The 19,714-nt window shown below is 40.9% G+C and carries 19 protein-coding genes; 4 read left to right on the top strand and 15 right to left on the bottom strand.

The window, feature by feature from the left end; genetic code table 11:
- Positions 1-180: 180 nt before the first annotated feature.
- A complete protein-coding gene (locus AC25Y6_RS16350; RefSeq protein ID WP_488143769.1) occupies positions 181-636 on the bottom strand; it encodes a hypothetical protein in 456 nt (151 codons plus the stop codon).
- A 547-nt stretch (positions 637-1,183) separates the two neighbouring features.
- Positions 1,184-2,557, bottom strand: coding sequence for a magnesium transporter (mgtE, locus tag AC25Y6_RS16345; RefSeq protein WP_488143768.1), 1,374 nt, complete (start codon positions 2,555-2,557; stop codon positions 1,184-1,186).
- A 91-nt stretch (positions 2,558-2,648) separates the two neighbouring features.
- Here mgtE and prpE point away from each other — a divergent pair, with 91 nt between their 5' ends.
- Positions 2,649-3,389, top strand: coding sequence for a bis(5'-nucleosyl)-tetraphosphatase PrpE (prpE, locus tag AC25Y6_RS16340; protein WP_488143767.1), 741 nt, complete (start codon positions 2,649-2,651; stop codon positions 3,387-3,389).
- On the opposite strand, the gene AC25Y6_RS16335 is transcribed toward prpE, so the two are convergent.
- From AC25Y6_RS16335 to AC25Y6_RS16320, 4 genes are read right to left on the bottom strand one after another with little or no spacing between them, the layout of a single operon-like run.
- On the bottom strand, positions 3,373-4,329 hold the full coding sequence (locus tag AC25Y6_RS16335) for an RluA family pseudouridine synthase (protein ID WP_488143766.1): 957 nt from the start codon (positions 4,327-4,329) through the stop codon (positions 3,373-3,375). The genes prpE and AC25Y6_RS16335 overlap by 17 nt on opposite strands.
- Positions 4,301-5,101 carry an NAD kinase gene (locus tag AC25Y6_RS16330; protein WP_482104033.1) on the bottom strand — a complete coding sequence of 267 codons (801 nt, stop codon included), beginning with the start codon at positions 5,099-5,101 and terminating at the stop codon, positions 4,301-4,303. Before AC25Y6_RS16330 ends, AC25Y6_RS16335 begins: the two co-directional genes overlap by 29 nt.
- Positions 5,101-5,775 (bottom strand): GTP diphosphokinase, encoded by a 675-nt coding sequence (gene yjbM / locus AC25Y6_RS16325; protein WP_482103815.1) that lies wholly within the window; start codon positions 5,773-5,775, stop codon positions 5,101-5,103. Before yjbM ends, AC25Y6_RS16330 begins: the two co-directional genes overlap by 1 nt.
- An 18-nt stretch (positions 5,776-5,793) precedes the next feature.
- Positions 5,794-6,183 carry a UPF0738 family protein gene (locus tag AC25Y6_RS16320; protein ID WP_482100241.1) on the bottom strand — a complete coding sequence of 130 codons (390 nt, stop codon included), beginning with the start codon at positions 6,181-6,183 and terminating at the stop codon, positions 5,794-5,796.
- Positions 6,184-6,340: 157 nt separating this feature from the next.
- On the opposite strand from AC25Y6_RS16320, the gene AC25Y6_RS16315 reads away from it, so the two are divergent.
- The 3 genes from AC25Y6_RS16315 (at position 6,341) to AC25Y6_RS16305 (ending at position 8,331) form a co-directional block, all read left to right on the top strand.
- Positions 6,341-7,030 carry a lytic transglycosylase domain-containing protein gene (locus tag AC25Y6_RS16315; RefSeq protein ID WP_488143765.1) on the top strand — a complete coding sequence of 230 codons (690 nt, stop codon included), beginning with the start codon at positions 6,341-6,343 and terminating at the stop codon, positions 7,028-7,030.
- 105 nt (positions 7,031-7,135) lie between these two features.
- Positions 7,136-7,528, top strand: coding sequence for a globin domain-containing protein (locus AC25Y6_RS16310; RefSeq protein ID WP_482100239.1), 393 nt, complete (start codon positions 7,136-7,138; stop codon positions 7,526-7,528).
- Positions 7,525-8,331 carry a DsbA family protein gene (locus tag AC25Y6_RS16305; RefSeq protein ID WP_482103812.1) on the top strand — a complete coding sequence of 269 codons (807 nt, stop codon included), beginning with the start codon at positions 7,525-7,527 and terminating at the stop codon, positions 8,329-8,331. The genes AC25Y6_RS16310 and AC25Y6_RS16305 overlap by 4 nt, the downstream gene beginning before the upstream one ends.
- A 515-nt stretch (positions 8,332-8,846) precedes the next feature.
- Here the strand turns inward: AC25Y6_RS16305 and pepF are convergent.
- From pepF to opp3b, 9 genes are all read right to left on the bottom strand, one after another.
- On the bottom strand, positions 8,847-10,664 hold the full coding sequence (gene pepF / locus AC25Y6_RS16300; protein WP_482103811.1) for an oligoendopeptidase F: 1,818 nt from the start codon (positions 10,662-10,664) through the stop codon (positions 8,847-8,849).
- Between the two features lie 54 nt (positions 10,665-10,718).
- Positions 10,719-11,870 carry a competence protein CoiA gene (locus tag AC25Y6_RS16295; protein WP_482103810.1) on the bottom strand — a complete coding sequence of 384 codons (1,152 nt, stop codon included), beginning with the start codon at positions 11,868-11,870 and terminating at the stop codon, positions 10,719-10,721.
- Positions 11,871-12,015: 145 nt separating this feature from the next.
- On the bottom strand, positions 12,016-12,732 hold the full coding sequence (mecA, locus tag AC25Y6_RS16290) for an adaptor protein MecA (RefSeq protein ID WP_488143764.1): 717 nt from the start codon (positions 12,730-12,732) through the stop codon (positions 12,016-12,018).
- 203 nt (positions 12,733-12,935) lie between these two features.
- On the bottom strand, positions 12,936-13,331 hold the full coding sequence (spxA, locus tag AC25Y6_RS16285) for a transcriptional regulator SpxA (protein ID WP_482100600.1): 396 nt from the start codon (positions 13,329-13,331) through the stop codon (positions 12,936-12,938).
- A gap of 424 nt (positions 13,332-13,755) precedes the next feature.
- Complete coding sequence (locus tag AC25Y6_RS16280) at positions 13,756-14,961, bottom strand: putative glycoside hydrolase (RefSeq protein WP_488143763.1); 1,206 nt, start codon at positions 14,959-14,961, stop codon at positions 13,756-13,758.
- 775 nt (positions 14,962-15,736) lie between these two features.
- Positions 15,737-16,660 carry an ABC transporter ATP-binding protein gene (locus tag AC25Y6_RS16275; protein ID WP_482100233.1) on the bottom strand — a complete coding sequence of 308 codons (924 nt, stop codon included), beginning with the start codon at positions 16,658-16,660 and terminating at the stop codon, positions 15,737-15,739.
- A complete protein-coding gene (locus tag AC25Y6_RS16270; protein ID WP_488143762.1) occupies positions 16,660-17,724 on the bottom strand; it encodes an ABC transporter ATP-binding protein in 1,065 nt (354 codons plus the stop codon). The genes AC25Y6_RS16275 and AC25Y6_RS16270 overlap by 1 nt, the downstream gene beginning before the upstream one ends.
- A 14-nt stretch (positions 17,725-17,738) precedes the next feature.
- Positions 17,739-18,758 (bottom strand): oligopeptide ABC transporter permease, encoded by a 1,020-nt coding sequence (opp3C, locus tag AC25Y6_RS16265; protein ID WP_482100231.1) that lies wholly within the window; start codon positions 18,756-18,758, stop codon positions 17,739-17,741.
- On the bottom strand, positions 18,758-19,687 hold the full coding sequence (opp3b, locus tag AC25Y6_RS16260) for an oligopeptide ABC transporter permease (protein ID WP_488139532.1): 930 nt from the start codon (positions 19,685-19,687) through the stop codon (positions 18,758-18,760). The genes opp3C and opp3b overlap by 1 nt, the downstream gene beginning before the upstream one ends.
- Positions 19,688-19,714 lie beyond the last annotated feature (27 nt).

Raw genomic sequence — 19,714 nt, 5'->3', positions numbered from 1 at the left:
GGACTTTCACCACCAAGTTATAGCCCATGCCGGGCGCACAAAAAATTAAGTAGGGATGCGACGTGGTCGCATCCCTACTTATTTAGACATCTCGATAATGTTATAGAAATTGTTTAATTCAAAGCTATCCAAGAGCAACTGTACTCGTAATGCCCAGTGTGTGTTCAAGTTATTTCTCTACTAATCCCTAAATGGATTACCGCGCCAAAGTATTTCACTAATATTGCCCATTTCTACAGCAACAAATTCATTGTCTCCATCATTGATTTCAATGAATAGGGTTTCGCCTTCAATCTTCTCGATTTTCCCTGTCAATGTTTCATCACTTAATACAAATTGAAGGGGTTGATAGGCTTGCCGCGGAAACGATGTGCCTAGATACATTATTCGCTTCACGATAGATGGATCCGCAACCGAGATTGATTCTATTTCTTCTTGCACCTGGTCTACATCTATCTCCTTTTCCTCCAGCCCCTCTTCAATAACATCTATAGTAGCCTCAAGCTCTTCCCCATCTATAACAAATACTGACGTGCTTTCCTCGACTGTGATGGCAATTTTCATAAAGACAGGCGGTCCATGAACAAATAATAATGGCTCATTTCGATAAATGATCAGCACATCCTTTTTAACCACAGTATATGCGCCTAAATTTCGAATTGTCACCTGAAAAGCGCAAGGCGCCGCACAGCTCCGACAGGCATAAGACAGGGCGGCGGAGCGGCGCTCTTTGCCGCATAGCCGTCCTGCCTTATGACCCGAGGAGTTGGCGCCTGAAGCTGGATCACCCGAAAAGCTGAAGGAGCCGTCTAGACGCGACAGGCATAAGACAGACCAGCGCAGTGGCGTTCTTTGCCACGTAGCTGGTCTGCCTTATGACCCGAGCGTCTGGCGCCTGAAGCTGGATCCACCGAAAAGCGCAAGGCGCCGCACAGCTCCGACAGGCATAGGACAGGGCGGCGAAGCGGCGCTCTTTGCCGCATAGCCGACCTGCCTTTCAAAGATCACAGCCAAAGTACGCCGCGTCCTGCGGCAATAAGGAAGGATGCAGTTCAATCCTTCCCCGCTGTGTAACTCACATCCTGTGAGCCTCCGAGGAGTTGGCGCCTGAAGCTGGATCCACCCGAAAAGCTGAAGGCCCCACGCACATAAACTTCTCCAAACAAAAAAATTCACCGCTGATCTAAAGATCAGCGATGAAAACAGTAGCGAGGCCAAGATAAATAATAACACTTATAACATCATTTAACGTCGTAATAAAAGGCCCTGATGCAACTGCCGGGTCAATTTTCAATTTGTGCATTAACAAAGGAATGAAAGAGCCTGAAATTGTCGCGACAAAAATCGATACAAAAATTGCGGCACCGACTAACAGCCCTATCACAAATTGATCCTTCCAAACGTAAATGAGACCAACAACAAATAGTGCGCAGATGAATCCCGTCATGAGACCCGTTCCCGCCTCGCGTAGAAGCAACTTAAATTTACTTTCATCCTCAACGTCACCTGTTGCGATACCACGTACTGCAACAGCAAGCGCTTGAGTACCACTATTCCCCGCTGTTCCGGCAATCAGAGGAATGAATGCTGCAAGGAGTGCTACTTTTGAAATGGTTTCAGTAAACAGATCAATCAAATTTGCAGTTAGCATTCCAAGTACTAATAAGATAAGTAACCATGGAAGCCTCTTTTTCATCGCTGAGAAAGAGTTTTTGTCAAAAGTATCCATACTGGAAACCCCTGCAAGTTTGGAATAGTCATCAGATGCTTCTTCAGCAAGGACGTCAATAATGTCATCAACTGTAATAATCCCTAGCAAATGATGTTGGAAATCAACGACCGGTACTGCGAGGAAATTATAGTCTTTAATCATTCGGGCTACATCTTCCTGGTCTTCCGAAACAAGAACACTAACAACCCGTTCACTCATAATGGAACTGATCAACGTATCTTCATGTGCAATGATTAGATCACGGAGCGATATGACACCAGTCAGACGATAGGAATCATCCACAACAAAAATATAATAGATTGTTTCAGCTTTTGGTGCTTCACTACGCAAAATCGTCATAGCAGAACGAACGGTTGAGTTTTGCGGAATTGTTACGTATTCCGTCGTCATAATCGAACCTGCCGTATACTCTTCATAATGGAGTAAGGCTTTGATTTCGGCAGCCGCTTGTTTATCCATCAAGGTTAAATAACTAACAACTTGTGCTTTGTCGAGTTCATTCAGGACATCTACCGCGTTATCGACGAACATGTACGAAATCATGTCTGCTGCATACGTCGTGTCCATCTCCTGAAGGAACTGCTTATACTCGTCGCCACTAATTTCGCTTGTCTCGAAAATTTCTGCAAGTTCTTTCGGAGATAAGTATTGATAAATGATTTCTCGTAGTTCTGGTGTAACTTTCTCGTAAAACAGTGCCCGATCATACGGATGAAGGAGTAGATATTCATTCCGGAAAGATTTTATATCATGTTGAACGAGCGTCTCTATTAATTTCTCTTCATCGAAAATGACTTCTTCATTCATCTCTTCTTTTGTGTTCATAGCTACACCTTCCTTTCCATGTCTATCGTGCATTATTGATTTGAATATGGGTATTATAAACTAATATAAATACTAAAAGGATGTTGATATTATGAAATTCGATATTATTGGCGATATCCATGGTTGTTACGATGAATTTATGCAGTTAATTCAAAAGCTGGGATACACCATAAGCACAGGTGTTCCCCTGCATCCGGACGGAAGAAAAGTCGCCTTTGTTGGCGATGCCATGGACAGAGGTCCTGACTCAATCAAGATGTTAAATCTCTTATTCAAGATTCAAAAAAACCAATCTCTTCTCTATTCCCCGGGAAATCATTGCAATAAATTTTATCGATTTGCCAAAGGAAATCAAGTTCAACTCACACACGGTCTCGAAACTACGGTGGCTGAACTTGATGCATTATCAAAGGATGAACGCAGGCAATTTCTTAGTAATTATCGTAGTTTTTATGAAAGTTTACCATTGTATCAATCCTTGGATGTAGGCAATCTGATTGTTGTTCACGCTGGTATTCGCGAAGATATGATCGGTAAACCGCGGTCGGAAAAGATGAGAGTTTTCGTCCTCTACGGAGATATTACAGGACAAAAATTACCTGACGGAAGACCTCTTCGACGCGATTGGGCTAAGGAGTACAGTGGAACTCCTTATATCGTATACGGGCATACACCTGTAATAGAATCTCGCATCATAAATAACACTGCGAATATCGATACAGGTTGTGTCTTTGGAGGAAAGCTTTCCGCGTTACGTTATCCCGAAATGGAAATCATCTCGGTTCCATCACACCAGCCGTTCATCCCTGAGAAGTTCACTGATTTTGATTGACATTATGATGCAACAATTGTTTCATATCCATTGGGCTTTCACAGCTGAACTTTAGATACTCACCCGTAAGTGGATGGGTAAATCCAATTTCTGCACAGTGTAGTGCCTGCCGCCCAATCAATCCACGACTGCCGCCATATAAGTCATCGCCATGGAGCGGAAAACCCGCCCACTGCATATGGACACGTATTTGATGTGTCCTCCCTGTATGTAAAATTAGTGCAATTTCTGTAAATTTACTTCCATTTATCTTAGATTGTCTTTTAACTTCTACTTTGGTCAAGGCTTTTTGACCATCTTCACGAACAATTCGCTCGATGATACTGCCATCTTTTCTGCCAATTGGTTGTGAAATACTGAACTTTTCCTGCTGTATATGGCCTTCTACAATCGCCACGTATTGTCTGTGAAAAGCAGAATGTATCATTTGCTCACTTAATAGATGATGAATATGTCGGTTTTTTGCAACACAAATCAAACCTGAAGTATCCCTGTCCAGGCGAGTCACAATATGAACCGTCGATGGCAGTCGTTCAAGGGCAAACTTACCGGCAAGTGAATTTGCAATCGTACCGACTGGATGATCTCGTGACGGTATCGTACTTTGACCCGCTGGCTTATTAATAATAATAAGTGCATCATCTTCAAAGACAATAGAAAGTGGACCGGGCTCTGGTCGTAAACCGGGACTAGGTACTTCCGGTGGAAAGAAGACAATTACTTCGTCGCCTAATTGTAAGTGATGTCGAACATTTCGTTTGAATCCATTTACTGTAATAGTGCCACCGTCGTATTTGGTCGCTGTCAATGTCCTTTTGGATATCCCTTTTGCGTGGAGGTATTCGCGCAGGAGCAGACCCTCTTCATCTACATGAAATTTAAGTTGAAAACGTGCATCCCGCTCTAACGCATTAAACATCGCTGTCGATGAATGAGTCATGTACTCTTCTCCAAAATGGAAACGGTCGGAATCTTCCAAAACGCACTTTTTCTTGTGAAACTGTGTATTCAATTGACTTTACATCTTTATGAAGAAGTTGCAAATGATCCACTGTTACCATGAAATCCGGTCCTTTGACAGGAGTCAATATACATTTATGGTGCGCTGGAAGAACAAGCGATGAACCCACAGTGCGGAAAACCCGGTTATTGATGGACGCCATTTCCGTTAGCTGCATTGAAGGCAGCGATGGATGGATGATTGCCCCTCCCAGCGCCTTATTATATGCAGTGGATCCTGAAGGTGTAGACATACATAGACCATCACCGCGAAAGCGTTCAAAATGGTTGCCATTCAGTTCAACATCCATCACAAGCGTTACGTCAGGTGACTTCACAGTCGATTCATTCAGTGCTAGGAATAGGGCACTGTCTCTTTCATTTGCATAATTAATCTTGACATCCAGAAGCGGGTATTCGAAAACTTCAAAATCTTTACGAGCGATTGAGATAACAAGTTTCTCAATTTCAGCCGGCTTCCAATCTGCATAGAAACCTAGATGGCCTGTATGAATTCCAACAAATGCAGTTTCTTTCAGGCGGTGTTGGTATTTATGAAAGGCATGAAGTAATGTACCATCCCCGCCAATCGACAGAACGATATCAGGTTCTTCTTCGTCAAACACCATGCCGAAATCAACCAAATAGTTTTTTGCTTCGCCAAGTAATCGATTTGATAAATCATCATTACGTGACTGGATTGCAAATTTCATCATTTTTCTCCTCCTTTCCCATTATTTTCACCATAACGTCTCGTAGCCGTTTCCTTAAATGCACTGAAATATTGTTGTGCATCCTGTATTTCATTACGGATTAAGGACATTTCTTCATCCAGTCGGAAAGCGGCTTCCGCGGCTCTTTCAAGCCGATGCCTAATTTCATCGGGCATTTCACCTTCATATTTATAGTTTAATGAGTGCTCAATCGATGCCCAAAAATTCATTGCCAATGTGCGAATTTGAATCTCCGCTAAAATGGTCTTTTCCCCATGAATTGTCTGAACGGGGTATTTGATAATCAAATGGTAAGATCTGTAGCCACTCGGTTTATTATTCGATATATAATCGCGTTCCTCTATCACTTCGAGATCATTCCGCTGTCGTAACGTTTCCACAACGGTACTGATATCATCAACAAACTGACACATCAATCGAATTCCCGCGATATCAGGAAGTTCGGCAGCAAGTTCCGGTGAAGGTTCGAACGGAATCCCTTTTTCAAGCGTCTTATCATATATACTCGCGAGCGGTTTTATCCGACCTGTCACAAACTCAACAGGCGTATGCACATCTTCCAATTCATACTGATTTCGCAAACCTTTCAATTTCACTTTCAGTTCATCAACCGCTTGTTTGTAAGGTTCTAGAAACTGATTCCACTGCCTCATCCGGATCCCTCCCAACTGTTAGTCCATTTGTTGAAGAATCGAACTAAATGCTTTCTCAACTGACGTAGAGAAAACTTCCCCGTAGTTATCATTACCCTCAATATTATAAATTAACATCAACAGTTCATCTCTGAATCCGGGAAGTACAATTAGTTCTTCTTGCCAAGAAATTGCCGGATCATTTTCCGTTGTCAATACATCTAGCATGAATGGCCATACTTCCTCAGGGAAATAAACGTGATTGTATCCTTCTTCCCCTTCCAACAGGTACACAAACGAAAGGTTGTCGGAATCTGTAATCATCTTCCCTGATGGAAGCCCCTGTGGTTTCTCAGCACCTTCTTCCAATAAAAAAAGGACCTGATCGTTGTTGCGCTGCGCTCTATGAATTCGATTTTGTATGTTCATAATTTCTTCTTCCCTTCATCTGTCATTACGTACATTCTATCATATGGAGAACGTGCATGCAGTTTAGAAAATGCGTTATTCCACATAAATTGGTATACTATATGTAAGGATAGATATCCAGCAATTACTCACACCACATAGGAAAGGGGAAATCGTCATGGATACGCGCACATTTCGTACAGTATTGGAGATAAATGCACTCCAGTCTCTAGGAGCTGTTCAGACATATGCAGGACAAAATAATACTTCAACCTCTATGTTCAATACGATACTAGAAGAAATGTTGGGTGACACATCCATAACGGACTCCTTATCCACTTCTACGTCCGCTTTACTTGGAAATAGTAATACAACTGAAAGTTTGAGATATAATGGGATTAATGGCGTTTTCAAACCTTCTACGCTAAGTGCCATAATGGATGCCACTCAACAAGTGCAGCCTATTCCAATTGCCGCTACATCTACTACGAATGGCAACTATAGCGAAATTATCAGCCAAGCCGCAAAAAAGTACAATTTACCGGATAATCTAATTTCTGCAGTCATCAAACAGGAGTCAAACTTTAACAATAATGTTGTGAGTCATGCAGGCGCACAGGGACTCATGCAACTGATGCCCGGCACTGCGAAGTTCTTGGGTGTCAAAGATAGTTTCGACCCCGCTCAGAACGTGATGGGTGGAGCGAAGTACTTAAGACAAATGCTAAATCAGTTCGACGGCAATGTTGAATTGGCGCTTGCCGCATACAATGCAGGTCCTGGTAACGTAAAAAAACACGGGGGAATTCCTCCTTTCAAAGAAACACAGCAATATGTCACAAAAGTGCTTTACTATTTGAAAGTTTAACAATGATAATTTTGATTTCCATTTCACTCTGCAAGCTATTTATTTGTGTAAGGAGTGAAGGGTTGATAGAATATCAGTACAGTCAGAGCAAAGGAGATTGACAGAATGATGCGAAAACCTTTGATCCCTTTTGAGGAGATCGGTGCTACAAAGTTATCGGAACTTATCGACCTGTTTTACGCTAAAGTTGCCGTACACCCGGACCTATACCCGATTTTCCCGGACGACCTGACAGAAACAGCACGTAAACAAAAACAATTTCAAACACAATATTTAGGCGGCCCCAATTTATATACTGAAGAACATGGCCATCCCATGATGAAAGCACGTCATATGCCATTTCCCATTACTCCAGTTCAAGCAGAAGCATGGTTAGCTTGCATGGCAGAAGCGATGGATGAGGTAGAACTTGATGAAAAAATACGTGATATCTACTATAAACGCCTCGTCTTGACTGCCAATCATATGGTGAACAGGACCGGGGGAGAGATAACGTGAATCGACGAAATTTGATGGAGAATCCGGTTATTCCTTCCTCATGCAAAAGACCTGTCGAGTTGTATGTTTATATCGACCCGTTATGCGGAGATTGCTGGTCACTTCAGCCTTTACTTCGGAAACTGCAAGTGGAGTATGATCGATACTTTACACTGCGTATCGCATTGCGTACATCACTGCCCAAGATGAATCTTCAATCTAAGGAAAAATTCATTGATGAGCTGGCTTGTGAAAAAGTCCATCCCTCTTTTCCAAGCATTGCTGTTAAAACTGCGGAGTTTCAAGGTAAACGTGCCGGGTTCCGTTTCTTATCCAAAATGCTAGAATACTCATTTTTGAAATCTAGGAATGTCTTATCATTTTCGGTACTCCTTGAAATTGCAAATAAGGTAAATTTAGATGTCGACGAATTCATTCAGGACTTCTCTTCAAAAAATGTGTTGCGGTCTTTACAAGTCGATTTGTATATGGCAAAAGAAATGGAAGTCGACAAAGCCCCTACCTTCGTTTTTTTCAATGAAAACATTGAAGATGAAGGATTGAAAGTAAGCGGTTTGTATGACTATGAAGTGTACGAACAAATATTGGAAGAACTGATAGGCGGGCCTGTTTTCCCTGATATCCCTCCACCTTTAGAGGATTTGTTCCAACGATTCGATACACTTTCCACAATAGAAATTGCCAACATTTACAGCATCTCAGAGAAATCCGCTGAGCGTGAACTTAAAAAACGACTTCTTCAACAAAATGTTGAACGCGTTTCTTTTCAAGATATAACACTATGGCGTAAAAAAAAGAGCTAATTCATTAAACAAGCATCGTCCCCCAGAATTTATGGGAGATGATGCTTTTTTGATTGGGAATGAGATGGATTGCGCATTGTGGAAGAGTATTCAAAGTTGTCTGGACTACTATAAATTAGCACGATTGATTCATGGATATTTGGAGGTAAGTCATGACTATCTCACTCACAGACAATAACGATTCAAAGAATGCCATTCGTTTTAAATAAGCCCGCCATTTTCCGCCAACAGAAAAGAGCACTCACTCCTGGGGGGGAGTGAATGCTCTATATCAAAGGGAATGGGGGAAATGTTCACGTTCAAACAAAAGGGGTGTATGTTTGGTATGTGATTTATTTCACATCCTTATCTTATCACAAGATAATAGTAGCATCAACAATTCACAAAGAATTTCACAAGAACGTCACATTGACCGTTACACGAAGGCGGCTTACTTTATATTTTTCGAAATCTATGATAAAAAACAGCCTTATCCGCTTTTAAAATAGGCGGATAAGGCTGTTTCTGTATTTTACTTACTTTTTCAAGAGCAGGTCCTCTAATTCATTTAATTTCTCTTCGAAAACACGACACGCTTCTTCAATTGGCGCAGCGCTCGTCATATCAACGCCTGCCTTTTTAAGAACTTCAATTGGATAATCGGAAGAACCAGCTTTCAAGAAGTTATTTACATAACGTTCAACAGCGGGCTCCCCTTCTGTCAGAATTTGATTGCTGAGCGCAACTGCAGCACTATAACCTGTTGCGTATTGATAGACATAATAATTATAGTAGAAGTGAGGAATTCTAGCCCATTCCAAACCGATTTCTTCATCGACAACCAAGTCTTCACCGAAATATTTTTTATTGAGCGCATAATACTCTTCAGTCAGTTTTTCCGCAGTCAAAGCGACCCCTTGCTGGTCAAGCTCGTGAATCAGGTGTTCGAATTCAGCGAACATCGTCTGACGGAAAACAGTTCCTCTGAAACCATCGAGCCAATAATTCAGTAAGTAAATGCGTTTTTGTTCATCATCAATTGTTTTCAAGAGATGATCATTCAATATAGCTTCATTCACTGTTGACGCAACTTCCGCCACAAAAATGGAGTATCCGCTGTAGACATATGGCTGGCTTTTACGTGAATAGTAACTATGGACGCTATGTCCGAATTCATGTGCCAGCGTGAATAAGTTGCTGACATTATCTTGCCAGTTCATTAACACATAAGGATTTGTTCCATAGGCACCTGAGGAATAAGCTCCAGAACGTTTCCCTTTGTTTTCACGGACATCGACCCAGCGGTTTTCAAGGCCTTCTTTGACGATGGAGACATATTCTTCACCAAGCGGATGGAAACTATCCAGCATCGTCTGTGCGGCTTCATCATATGGAACTTTCATGTCAGCATCCTTTACGAGTGGTGCATACATATCCCACATATGAAGGTCTTCAAGTCCAAATACTTTTTTACGAAGTGCCACATAACGTTGCAATAAGTGGACGTTTTTGTTGATTGTAGAAACTAGGTTTTCATAAACTTGTTCAGGAATATGATTATTCGACATTGCCGCTTCACGAGCAGATGAATAATTACGGATGCGTGCGTTAACGTTATCGCTTTTCACATTCCCAGAAAGAGTCGATGCAAAAGTATTCTGGAATTCACCATACCTTGTATACATCGCTTTGAATGCTTCTTCACGAACGCGTGGATCGTCACTCTCTAAGAACCTCACATAGCGACCATGTGTTAACTCTATTTCTTCTCCCTTTTCGTCTTTAACCATCGGGAATGTTAAATCAGCATTGTTTAACATACTGAACGTTTCTGAAGAATTTCCTGTCACTTCCGATAACTGGGCAAGAAGCGCTTCTTGTTCAGCCGGTAGTACATGTGGTCTTTGTGTATTAATTTCTTCGAATTCCTGTTTATAAAGACGAAGTTCTTCATGTTCAACAACCTGTTTGTCGAGTTCAGCTTCATCAATTGACAGAAGCTCTGGGAGGAAGAATGATAACGCAGTCGACACCTTGACATAGAGTGATTTCACGCGACTATCCATCGCCTGGTAGAAGCTGTTAGTTGTATCCTGGTCAGTCTTTAGATGCGCATATGTGTAAAGCCTACGCAATCTCTCTGAGAGTGTGTCACGGTATTTTAGAGCATTGTATAATGCATCGCCGCCATTGGTTAATGTCCCTTTATAAGACTCTGCCTTACCGGAGAACGCTTCCACTTCAGTGTATTCTTTTTCCCACGCTTCATCTGTTGCAAAGATATCTTCAAGACGCCAAGTTTCCTCTACTTTTACTTCCTCACGCGTTAGTACTTTGTTTTTGTTTTCGGACATTTTCATTAATCCCCCTTCTCCCTTTATTTCGGGATACGAATCAATTCTATTTTCTCAATTTTCGCTCCACTTTGCAAGGAATCTTTCTGATAACAACTCAGAAATTTCTTCTTCACTTATAACTGTACTATCTTTAATGGAATGAACGCCAATGAAACGAAGATATTTCAAGTATGCAAGACATGCTTTTAGCTGTCCCTCTGACGATCCATTCAATCGGGATACATATCTTCTGACCTGGCTATTTGTAATTTCCATTATATTAATCCCTTCCCTATTCACGTGATAGAGGAAAGCCAATTGCCATTCACAATCATGCTCCTTAAATACATTGTTAAAAAGAACGGGTAATCCAATCCATTGCGGAAGATGCGCAGGTAAAGTACGCATTTCATAGCACATTCTTAAAAAAGGATTATTTACACCTTTTCTATTCAATAATATGCATGATTGAATAAATTGATTTCGCATGGATATATAAATTGCTGTATACTTTCTGATTTCATTCTTTGATGGTGCTTTTGGGCGTGCAAAAGGAAAGATTTGAAGGGATAACGGCAAAGTCCGATGCATGCCGATATAACGCTTACCAGCAATACAAATTAGACTAGTGAGGTAGTGAAAACGTTCTGTTTGGGGGTTATATGTGAGTAGTGTAAGACCTTCAGGGGATGTATTTGTTAAGAAACTCTCATGAAATTTTGATAAATGAAATACGCCTATACCTACGGGCGCATGCACGAATTTTGCCGGGGTATGCAAAATCCAGATTGGATTCATGCCAATACTACGATAGCCATCTGATCTAGATTCAATGTCAGCAATCGGAATGGTGCTGCATTGAAATTCGATTGGTATTGATTCTGTTGGTGTAGTTAAAAGAATATCGGGTCTTTGTGTCAGCATTTTCAAAAAGGGTTCAAGTTCTACATCTTTCGCGTATTGTTGCAGAAACCCATATAATTGTTGTTTTCCTCGTAAATGTTCTTGTGACTCGCCTTCAGAAAAAAGGGTCGAACAGGATGCGCCTTTCATATGTGAAAAATGAGGAACTTTAATATCACCAACTTTTAACTGAACCTGTGTATTACATTGTTGGCAATAGAATAATTGTAACTGTCGCCACTGTCTCAATTTTTCTCTTTTTAATTTCCTAGTTAGTACAATGATTTCACCTTCGCCTGTTTTAGCTGTAAGAATAAACAATCCCCTCCCTCATCTTCAATAGTACGAAAATTCAAATAAAAACGCAAACAAAAAAGCTACCCGTTGAACTGCACCTCTAATTGTTAGGTTGAGCTAACAATTGTAGTGCAGTTCAATAGTAGGTAGCTGTTTTAAGAAATTTTAATCAATCTCCAAAGTACTGTTGCACTTTTGCAAACACATCAGTGTCCATAATGAGGTCGCCATATTCTTCAATTCTATGAATTGTCAAATTTGATGGATCTCCAAATTCGGACATTACGCTAAACAAATCCGACTTACGCGAATCGTCCATCGTATCGACATCATATTCCACATGTAGATAGTAGTTATCTTCAAATGAATACAGCGATGTTTTTACATCATAGTCTGCTGCTTTAACAGATAATGGAATGAGGTAATCAAAATCAGTAAAGACGAACATATTGTCAAGCCACTCGTATGCGATATCGTCTATCTCTGACATTTTCGAGTTATTTCCATCCGCATCATCGTCAAACATTTTCCCATGTTGAAATAACTTTTTAGGATCATCCATTGTAAATGGTGATTCTAATGGTTCGCCATCCTCTGACATTTGTGCTCGCGTGACAGTCACTTCAATACCGCCATTCATCGCGTGGACCTGAATCCACAATGGTCCCTCAACTTCAAATTCGGCTTCGTCATTCACTTCTTCCATCATTTCCCAGAATAATTCCTCGCTTTTATCGCGATTATACCAAACTTCTTCACGGGTAAAGCCACGCTCTTCTATATCAATATATGAAAGAAAGAACTTAACTGTATTTTCATTAATGCGCTCTATCTCCATCCCTTTTCTCTCCCTTCCTTGGAACAGGACAAGTCCAGTTCCCTTCATTGTGTGTAAAAAAACTGCAATGCTTATACTTACTATATGACCGTCCTCTACGATTTGAAAGGGTTACGCCTTAGGACGAATAATTTTGATAGTAATAGCATTGTAGAGAACATCCACCAGGAAAGCAAGAGAAATACAAAAAGCTGATAGGAATACGGCATTTTGCAATGTCAATCCCTATCAGCTTCACACTATTGGTTTGATTAGTTTACCATGCGCCGCGCTTCTTGCAGCTGATAGGCTCTTACTTTTCTCGGTAGGAATCGGCGAATTTCATCTTCATTATAGCCTACTTGAAGCCTTTTTTCATCTAGGATGATTGGTCTTCTCAAAAGACCTGGATGTTCTTGAATTAGCTCGTACAGACGTTGCAGTGGAAGACTTTCCACATCAACATTTAGTTTTTGGAATATTTTTGAGCGAGTGGATATAATTTCATCAGTTCCGTCCTCAGTCATTCGAAGAATTTCTTTTATTTCATCAATATTCAATGGTTCTGAGAAAATGTTACGTTCAGTATACGGAATCTCGTGTTTCTCTAACCATGCTTTTGCTTTTCTGCATGATGTACAGCTAGGTGAAGTAAATAATGTAACCATCATATGCTGACACTTCCTTTCAGTCGGCTCGAATGTTTTGATATATATTTTTACAAGTAAATTAGAATAACTTTAATCTGATTGCTTCTATTTTCTATTATACACGTATTCATTACTGATGAATACACTTTTCCAGAAATATTCATTGGCTCATACACTATTGTCACAATTCCACAACATTAAAGGCTTTTGTTGAACTTTAACAGTATGTGTTTGTACTCTCTACTGTTATACCCGAAAGGAAAAATAATTAAACATCCCTCTTTCAATTAAATCTATTTCTCATTTAGATTGTATCTAATTGAAAATAAGTACTTCATCGTTTAATTATCTACACTATATAATACGTCTTATAGTGGTAAAGGTTTCATTAAATAAAAAGAAAATCCAGTAACAGCAATCGCGTTCCTGAACTTTCTGTATATCATGGATTGTAATTTACACCTGGTGAATATTTGTTTCCTGCATTCCATAGTAGATATTCGTTTATACCGTTATCCTTCAGACCTTGGATTTGCGCATCGACTTCAGCTTTTCCATAACGCAAATAATTTCCTGATCCAAGCCATGGTGCACTAAAATCTTGTATCCAAGGTCGTGATATCGGTGGATTGTCAAGCTTAGCTAGCACTGCATTTTCTAACTTGGCGTATTCAGAAACCAATTTATACGGTTCAAGGTCCGGCTTTTTAATACCAAAATAGGACGTCCAGTGACTTGGATAAATCATCGATGATATGACATCCACATTTTCCGATATCTTTCCGAAGTTCTGTCCGATGCCTGGCGCTTCCGGGAGCGTTGCTGCATAACCGAAAATATCAACTGATACTTTGACGCCATATGGTTTCAATTGCTCACGTGCATAGGCAACGAATTCCGTAATTGCTTCTACACGGCGTTGTACAGGGTCGAGTTCAGATTCCGCATAGGATTCATATGTATACTTCAACGAATCATGACGTTTTTCAAAGCCTTCTGGAAAACGAACATAGTCGAACTGAATTTCTTGAAAACCCATTTTAGCAGCCTCAATGGCAATATTGACATTGTGATCCCATACTTCCTTCATAAAAGGATTGACAAATGATTCTCCCCGTCCATTTTTCCATACGCTGTCGCCCTCCATAAATGATAAATCCGGACGCTTTTCTGCAAGGACACTATCTTTAAATACAACAATACGGGCAATTGGATAGATTTCCTTTTCTTCTAATGTCTTCAACATGATTTGAGGATTTTCAATATAAGGTTTACCGATATCCAATGCTTTCAAGGGTGAATCATCCGCAGGTGTATAGGTTATGTTTCCGAAATCATCTTTAATATCAATAACCATTGCATTCAGTTCTGTCTTATCTAGCAAATCTGTTAAATAATTAAAACGTTCACCGCCCGCAGAGTGCCCTGTTACGTAGACACCCCGAATTGCATCCGGGTATTCAAATGTCAGTCCTGAATCGAAGCTAAATAGCGTTGAGGAGGCAACTATACTCACATCTATTGCTTCAAAACCATAAGAGCGTTCGGCAAAATCTTCGTGTTTTTTAACTTCGTCGGCATCTGTCTTGATTGGTAGCGCAATTGCTAGAATAAGCAGCATAGCCGGTAACCATATCTTTGTTTTCATAACAATCGAACCATCCTCTCTTTTCAATCATTCTATCAAATTGACTACATGAATAATAGCGATATATAGAGAATTGCCAGTTTCCTTGTCGAAGACCGACCTAGTTTCATATATTAGCACAGCTGTCGATAAACCATTAATAAGTATAAAATACGGGCGGAAGGGATTAAAAACCTCATTTTCCACTGGACTATTTCCGGTCCGCTTACGGCTAATTAAAGACGACACTTTTACCGAGGGGCAAGGATGTCTAGAAGTGACTCCGTCACTTCTAGACACACTCTTTAGGGGAATCCTGTTGCGATTAATTGCCTGTCGCGATCCTACAATATTCAAGTGAAAAATGCTGTTGCTTTGAAATAAAAGAATAGATGCCTTTCTATAAAAGGTGTAAGTGCCCGAAGATATAATTTCGGGCACTCTTGCGCGTTGTATATTGTATTCTCTTCTATGAAGTAGTAGTTCCTTAAGTTGAAAATAGAGATACTATAGAAGAAGGTTAGAGCGGTCAAAATTGTATTTTTGACCGCTTATCTCTAAATAAGAAGCGATCTATTCTTTCGTCCCGAAAAGCTACGGCACTAATTGTACTAGTGTCTTTGGAAAGCGCCGAATGAATAACTACCATATGGCTACCGAAAAAAATAAGGAGGGATGCGACAAAGTCGCATCCCTCCTTATCAAGACATCTCGTTAATCGTATATAGGTTGTTCGATTCAGAGCAATCCAATAGTACCTATACATGTACTGCCCAGTGTGTAATCTAGTAGCTAATCACACTGAAAAGGAATCAAATTCACGTTGTGAGCAAAGGACAAAATGTCCCGGTGATACTTCGCGCATGCTCACTTCTTCATCTTCAGTGTAGTTATGTGCTTTTGGATTGTAGCTCTTACGGACACGGCTACGTTCATAAGCTGGATCCGGTAACGGAATCGCTGATAGAAGCGATTGTGTATAGGGGTGTAAAGGTGCAGTATACAACACATCAGCAGGTCCAATTTCGACAAGTCTACCGAAATACATAACCCCTATCCGATCTGATATATACTTTACCATTGAAAGGTCATGCGCAATAAATAGATACGTCAATCCTCTTTCTTCTTGAAGCTCTTTAAGCAAGTTAACTACTTGTGCTTGAATCGATACGTCCAACGCTGAAATCGGCTCATCCGCGATGATAAATTCAGGTTCAACTGCTAGCGCACGTGCGATACCTAGACGTTGACGCTGTCCGCCCGAAAACTCATGTGGATACCGGTTCGCATGCTCGCGATTCAAACCGACTGTTTCCAACAACTCGTGGACACGTGCTGTACGTTCTTTCGAGTTCTTTACAAGCCCATGTATATCGAGCCCTTCGGCGATAATATCAAGCACTTTCATTCGAGGATTCAATGAAGCATAAGGATCCTGGAATATCATTTGCATTTTCCGGTTAAACTCTTTCAGTTCTTTCTGCGATTTTTTCGCATGCACGTCGATGCCATCATAGATAACTTCTCCGCCTGTTGCATTATAAAGCCGAATGATTGAACGGCCAGTCGTGGATTTACCACAACCTGATTCACCTACAAGACCGAGTGTTTCCCCTTTATAGATGTCGAATGTAATATCGTCAACTGCACGCACTTCATTCTTTTTCCCATAATTGAAATACTGCTTCAAGTTTTTGATTTCTACTAATTTCTCAGCCATTAATGGTCACCTCCTGCATTACCAACGTAATAACGGCTTCCAGGGAATCTCTTCATTCGTTCCATGACAGCCACTGGAGGATCCACTTGAGGCGCATCCGGATGCAGAAGCCATGTAGCGGCATAATGCGTTTCACTCACTTTAAATAGTGGCGGAACCTGTTCAAGATCAATCTTCATAGCGTATTCACTGCGCAGTGCAAACGCGTCCCCTTTTGGAGGATCCAACAGATCTGGAGGCGTCCCTGGAATCGCATATAGTTTTTCGTCTATTGTATCGAGTGATGGCATAGAACTCAGCAAGCCCCATGTATACGGATGCTGCGGGTTGTAAAATATCTCATCCACCGTTCCCACTTCGACGATTCGCCCACCATACATGACCGCTACACGGTCAGCTACGTTCGCTACAACACCTAGATCATGTGTGATAAATATAATCGACGTATCGATTTTCTGTTGAAGGTCTTTCATTAACTCTAAAATTTGGGCTTGGATTGTTACGTCCAAGGCAGTTGTTGGCTCATCCGCAATAAGTAATTTTGGATTACATGCCAGTGCAACAGCGATAACGATACGCTGGCGTTGCCCACCTGAAAATTGGTGAGGGTATTGTTTCATTCGCATATCTGGCTGAGGCATCCCGACAAGGCCCAATAACTCAATCGATTTATTCCAAGCATCGGATTTACTAAGCTTTTGGTGTTTCAACAACGGCTCCATAATCTGCTTGCCAATTGTCATTGTTGGATTGAGAGATGTCATCGGATCCTGGAAAATCATCGAGATGTCTTTTCCACGAACTTTTTGCATCTCTTTTTCAGAAAGTTTCAGCAGATCTTTTCCTCCGAATAAAATTTCACCATTTTTATATTCTGTGCTGGATTTAGGAAGCAGTCGCATGATAGATTTTGTCGTTACTGACTTACCTGAACCCGACTCACCAACAATCGCGAGGGTCTCCCCTTTGTAAACTTCAAAATTGACGCCTTGAATTGCTTTCACTTCTCCTGCAAACGTATGGAAGGAAAGCTCCAGGTTTTTCACTTCAACAATTTTCTCCATTTCACTTTCCTCCTTTAATCTTTCATTTTCGGATCAAGTGCATCACGCATTCCGTCCCCGATTAAGTTGAACGAGATCATCAGAATACTCAAAACAAATGCCGGGAAGAACAAAATATGCGGCTGATACTGAATGAATTTATAACCATCATTAATCAGCGTTCCAAGAGACGCTTCTGGCGCTTGAAGACCAAGCCCGATAAAGCTTAAGAAAGCCTCGAAGAATATCGCAGTCGGAATTGTAAACATCATATTGATAACAATGATCGCCATAATGTTCGGTAGTATGTGTTTGCTGATAATTCGTCTATCACTTGCACCTAACGTTTTGGCCGCCAAGACAAATTCCTGATTTTTAAACTTAAGGACTTGGCCGCGGACAATACGAGACATGCCGATCCATCCGGTTATCGATATGGCAATAATGATTGCCCAGATACCCGGTTCCATAATCATTAGCATCAGTATTACGATGACTAGCGTTGGAATTCCGATTAACACTTCGACAACCCGTTGCATAATGTCATCGGTTCGACCCCCATAATAACCGGAAATCCCACCGTAAATAACACCTATTACAACATCAATGAAAGCAGCAACGAAAGCGATGATTAAAGAAATTTGCGTTCCTTGCCATAGACGTGAAAACAAATCTCGTCCTAGGCTATCTGTACCAAACCAGTAATACTCGTCAACCTTCTTCAGTTCATAGAGATTGACTGTTTTTGTACCAAGTTTACCTTCACCATCGAAAATCCCTAGTTTTTCAAGTCCTGGAACTTTCGGCGGCAAGCTCGCATGCGCTACTCTTACATCCTCTGGATCATGTTCAACCATGTAAGGGCCAGCAAATGCCATAAATACGATAAAGATTAAAACAAACATACTAACGATAGCTGCTTTATTTTTCCGAATACGAAGCCAAGCATCTTGCCAGAAACTCAAACTAGGTTTCGAAATTCTTTCTGCATGTGAACTATCTATCGTAATCCGTTCAAACGAATCCTTTGGTAATTTATCAAAGTTTTTATTCATTAATTGGAACCTCCAGACAAACGGATACGCGGATCAATAATCCCATAAAGAATATCCACAATTAATATGATCACAATGAGGAGGACTGAGAAGAACATCGTCGTACCCATGATGATAGAAAAGTCGTTCGTGCTAATAGAAGTGACGAACTGTTCACCAATACCTGGAATTGCGAAAATCTGCTCTACTACGAGTGATCCTGTCAATAATCCAGCTGCGAGCGGTCCAAGTACCGTGACGAGTGGAATAAGCGCATTACGAAATGCATGTTTGAAAGCTATCTCAAACCAGTTTGCACCTTTCGCTTTCGCTAACAAAATATAGTCTGAACTTAATACTTCTATCATTTCTGTACGAATGAACCTTGCCGAGACGGCAATCGGGCCCATTGCTAGTGCGATGGATGGCAGAATACTTGACTTCCATCCTTCCCAAAGACCGACAGGTAGCCATTCAAGCCACACAGAAAAGACATATTGCAGCAGAACGGCAAAGACAAACGATGGTATCGAAATTCCTAGAATTGCGATTATTGTACTTCCGTAATCCCAGACTGTGTTTTGCTTCAAAGCAGCAATCATCCCAAGAACGATTCCTATTAAGGTACCGAAAATAAGCGCTTGAGCACCTAAAATAGCTGAGTATTTTAGTTTCTTCACAATAAGAGTAGTGACATCCGCATTTTTATATTGGAACGATACACCAAAGTCACCTTTTGCAAGGTTCCCCATATACCTGACGTACTGTACGGGGATCGGATCGTTCAAGCCATATTTCTCATAAACGACTTCCCTTTGCTCAATGGATAATTTTTCTGCGGAAGCTAACGGGGACCCTGGAAGCAGTTTCATAAGGACAAATGTAAATGATGCGATTAGAAATAGTGATAGGAACATATAAATCACGCGTTTTGTGATATACTTTGCCATTTTCATACCTCCTGGAAATTCGTATTA

It is taken from the genome of Sporosarcina sp. Y1004, from assembly GCF_057669665.1.
This window is presented reverse-complemented; position numbering and strand designations above follow the sequence as displayed.

Excerpts from the sequence above, each read along its gene's own strand:
- mgtE (WP_488143768.1), bottom strand. The coding sequence starts at position 2,557 with ATGAACACAAAAGAAGAGATGAATGAAGAAGTCATTTTCGATGAAGAG.
- prpE (WP_488143767.1), top strand. The coding sequence starts at position 2,649 with ATGAAATTCGATATTATTGGCGATATCCATGGTTGTTACGATGAATTT.
- AC25Y6_RS16335 (WP_488143766.1), bottom strand. The coding sequence starts at position 4,329 with ATGACTCATTCATCGACAGCGATGTTTAATGCGTTAGAGCGGGATGCA.
- AC25Y6_RS16330 (WP_482104033.1), bottom strand. The coding sequence starts at position 5,101 with ATGAAATTTGCAATCCAGTCACGTAATGATGATTTATCAAATCGATTA.
- yjbM (WP_482103815.1), bottom strand. The coding sequence starts at position 5,775 with ATGAGGCAGTGGAATCAGTTTCTAGAACCTTACAAACAAGCGGTTGAT.
- AC25Y6_RS16320 (WP_482100241.1), bottom strand. The coding sequence starts at position 6,183 with ATGAACATACAAAATCGAATTCATAGAGCGCAGCGCAACAACGATCAG.
- AC25Y6_RS16315 (WP_488143765.1), top strand. The coding sequence starts at position 6,341 with ATGGATACGCGCACATTTCGTACAGTATTGGAGATAAATGCACTCCAG.
- AC25Y6_RS16310 (WP_482100239.1), top strand. The coding sequence starts at position 7,136 with ATGATGCGAAAACCTTTGATCCCTTTTGAGGAGATCGGTGCTACAAAG.
- pepF (WP_482103811.1), bottom strand. The coding sequence starts at position 10,664 with ATGTCCGAAAACAAAAACAAAGTACTAACGCGTGAGGAAGTAAAAGTA.
- mecA (WP_488143764.1), bottom strand. The coding sequence starts at position 12,732 with ATGAAGGGAACTGGACTTGTCCTGTTCCAAGGAAGGGAGAGAAAAGGG.
- spxA (WP_482100600.1), bottom strand. The coding sequence starts at position 13,331 with ATGGTTACATTATTTACTTCACCTAGCTGTACATCATGCAGAAAAGCA.
- AC25Y6_RS16280 (WP_488143763.1), bottom strand. The coding sequence starts at position 14,961 with ATGAAAACAAAGATATGGTTACCGGCTATGCTGCTTATTCTAGCAATT.
- AC25Y6_RS16275 (WP_482100233.1), bottom strand. The coding sequence starts at position 16,660 with ATGGCTGAGAAATTAGTAGAAATCAAAAACTTGAAGCAGTATTTCAAT.
- AC25Y6_RS16270 (WP_488143762.1), bottom strand. The coding sequence starts at position 17,724 with ATGGAGAAAATTGTTGAAGTGAAAAACCTGGAGCTTTCCTTCCATACG.
- opp3C (WP_482100231.1), bottom strand. The coding sequence starts at position 18,758 with ATGAATAAAAACTTTGATAAATTACCAAAGGATTCGTTTGAACGGATT.
- opp3b (WP_488139532.1), bottom strand. The coding sequence starts at position 19,687 with ATGGCAAAGTATATCACAAAACGCGTGATTTATATGTTCCTATCACTA.